This window comes from Micromonospora phytophila (assembly GCF_023656545.1).
In the GTDB taxonomy this organism is placed as follows: Bacteria; Actinomycetota; Actinomycetes; order Mycobacteriales; family Micromonosporaceae; genus Micromonospora; species Micromonospora phytophila.
Map to the genome: position 1 here is coordinate 1 of NZ_JAMOKF010000548.1, position 2,201 is coordinate 2,201.

Annotated in this window: 2 protein-coding genes; one reads left to right on the plus strand and one right to left on the minus strand. The window is 76.4% G+C overall.

Annotated features, from left to right (window positions below; genetic code table 11):
- Window positions 1–225: 225 nt before the first annotated feature.
- Window positions 226–1,407: an aminotransferase class V-fold PLP-dependent enzyme gene (locus NCC78_RS31050; RefSeq protein WP_250798985.1), complete on the minus strand. Its 1,182-nt coding sequence runs from the start codon at window positions 1,405–1,407 to the stop codon at window positions 226–228.
- Between the two features lie 91 nt (window positions 1,408–1,498).
- On the opposite strand from NCC78_RS31050, the gene NCC78_RS31055 reads away from it, so the two are divergent.
- Window positions 1,499–2,089, plus strand: coding sequence for a GNAT family N-acetyltransferase (locus NCC78_RS31055; RefSeq protein WP_250798986.1), 591 nt, complete (start codon window positions 1,499–1,501; stop codon window positions 2,087–2,089).
- The last annotated feature ends 112 nt before the right edge of the window (window positions 2,090–2,201 follow it).

Below are 2,201 nucleotides of genomic sequence, written 5' to 3' on the forward strand. Positions count from 1 at the left end.
GCGGCTGCTCCCGCTGGACGGCGTCGCCCCCCCGGGGTCACTGACCGGCCCGACGGGGATGGCGCCGGGGGCATCGGCCCCCCGGGGTCGCTGACCGCCCGGACAGGAATCGCGCCGGGGGACGGCGTCGGCCGCGGGGGTCGCTGAGCGTCGCGGCCGGGCGTCCGTCGGCCGGCGGGGGTCGCCCTTCGTGCGCGTGGCGAGCCGGCGGCGGTGACGGTCCGTTCAGCGCTGGGCGAGCAGCGGGGGGAGCCGCACCGCGAGGCGCTCGTACTCCTCGGCCGAGTTGTAGACCTGGCCGCAGAGCCGCAGCCAGCCCAGGCCGCGCCAGGCCATCACGGCCACCTCGGCAGCGAGCCGTTCGGCGATCCGGGCCCGAAGCTCCCGGGCCGCGTCGAGGGTGGGAGCGACGCCCGGCGGCAGCGGGATGATCCGCATGGCGACCCCGGGTCCGCCGGGGTCGGGCAGGTCGGCGGGGGACACCCCGAGCGCCTCCCCCACCACCCGCTGGCCGTACGCCGCCAGCGCGGCGTTGTGCGCGCGTACCCGATCGACGCCGAGGCTGCGCAGCGTGAACAGGCCGACCGGCGCGGCCAGCCAGCCGGTGTAGTCCTGCGTCGCCGCCCACTCGACCCGGCCGGGAAAGCCGGACTCCTGCTCCCAGGAGACCACCAGCGGTTCGATCCGCTCCCGCCACGGCGGGGCCACCACCAGAACGGCGGTGCCGCGCGGGGCGTACCCCCACTTGTGCAGGTTGCCCACCCAGAAGTCGGCGCCGATGCTCGCCACGGTGGTCGCCAGCATGCCGGGGGCGTGTGCGGCGTCGACAAGGACCGGGATCCCGTGCTCGCGGGCCACCCCGACGATCGCGGCGGCCGGGAAGAGCCGCGCGGTGGCCGAGGTGAGCTGGTCCACCACCAGCAGCCGGGTGCGCCCGGGGCGCAGCCCGGCCCGGACGATCTGGACGACCTCCTCGTCGGTCGCCTCCAGCGGCACCCGCAGCGCCCGCGTTCGGGCGCCGGTACGCCGGCACTCCCGGGCGACGGAGAGGTCGACCGCCCCGTAGCCGTGGTCGGTGGTGAGCACCTCGTCGCCGGGGCGCAGGCCGAGCGAGTGGAGCACCACCGCCACGCCGGTGGTGGCGTTGGGGACCAGGGCGGTGCCGTCCGGGTCGGCCCCGAGGAAGCCGGCGAGGTGCCGGCGGGTGTGCGTGATCCGGTCGGTCAGCCCCTGGGTGAAGAAGCGCAGCGGGTTGGCCTCCATCTCGTCGCGCAGCCGCTGCTGGGCCCGCTGCACGCCGATCGGCGCCGCGCCGAACGAGCCGTGGTTGAGGTGGCTGACCGCCGGGTCGAGCGAGAAGAGTAGGCGCGCGCCCGGGATGGGCTCGGGCGGCTGCGGGACGCTCACCCGATGATCGTAGCCGCCGGTCGATCTCCGGCCCCCGCTTCGCGGGGTGCCCGCGCGGTCGACCGGTGTCGATCCCGGAGAATCGCTGGTCATGGAGGCTCCCGTCGAACTGTGCTGGCCGAGGGCCGCGGACCGGCAGCTCCGCGCCGACGTGCACCGGGTCCTGCACGCGGTGGCCGAGCGCGGCGGTGCGATCGGGTACGCGACGCCGCCCGCCCGCGCCGAGACCGACGCCTGGCTCGACGCGGTGCTGACGCTGGTCGAGGCCGATGACGCCGCCCTGGTGCTCGCCGTGTCCGCCTCCCGGGTGGTCGGCACGGGGATGTGGCGGCGCGGCCCGAAGCCGATCTTCGCGCACTCCGCCGACCTGGAGAAGATCACCGCGCACCCGGCGGCGCGGGGACGGGGGATCGGCCGGCTGGTCACCGGCGCCCTGATCGACGACGCCCGCAAGGCCGGCATCGAGACCCTCGCGCTGGGCGTACGCGGCAACAACCACGGTGCGATCGAGCTCTACGAGCAGCTCGGGTTCCGCGAGTGGGGTCGGCTGCCCAACGTCATCGAGGTGGGCGACGAGCGCTACGACGACGTCCGAATGTGCCTGGACCTGGGTCGGGAACCACAGGTGCTGCTCCGCGGCTCGGCGCCGGGCGGTCCCGGATCGTCGCCGCGTCGCTCCTGATCCGCTCCCACCACGGTCGTTCCTTCCGGCGCGGGCCGCCGCCGACCGCGGCGGGTGCGACCAGGCCGCTGCGGGTGCGCCCGGCGGCTGGCTCAGGCGCACGGGTGGGGCC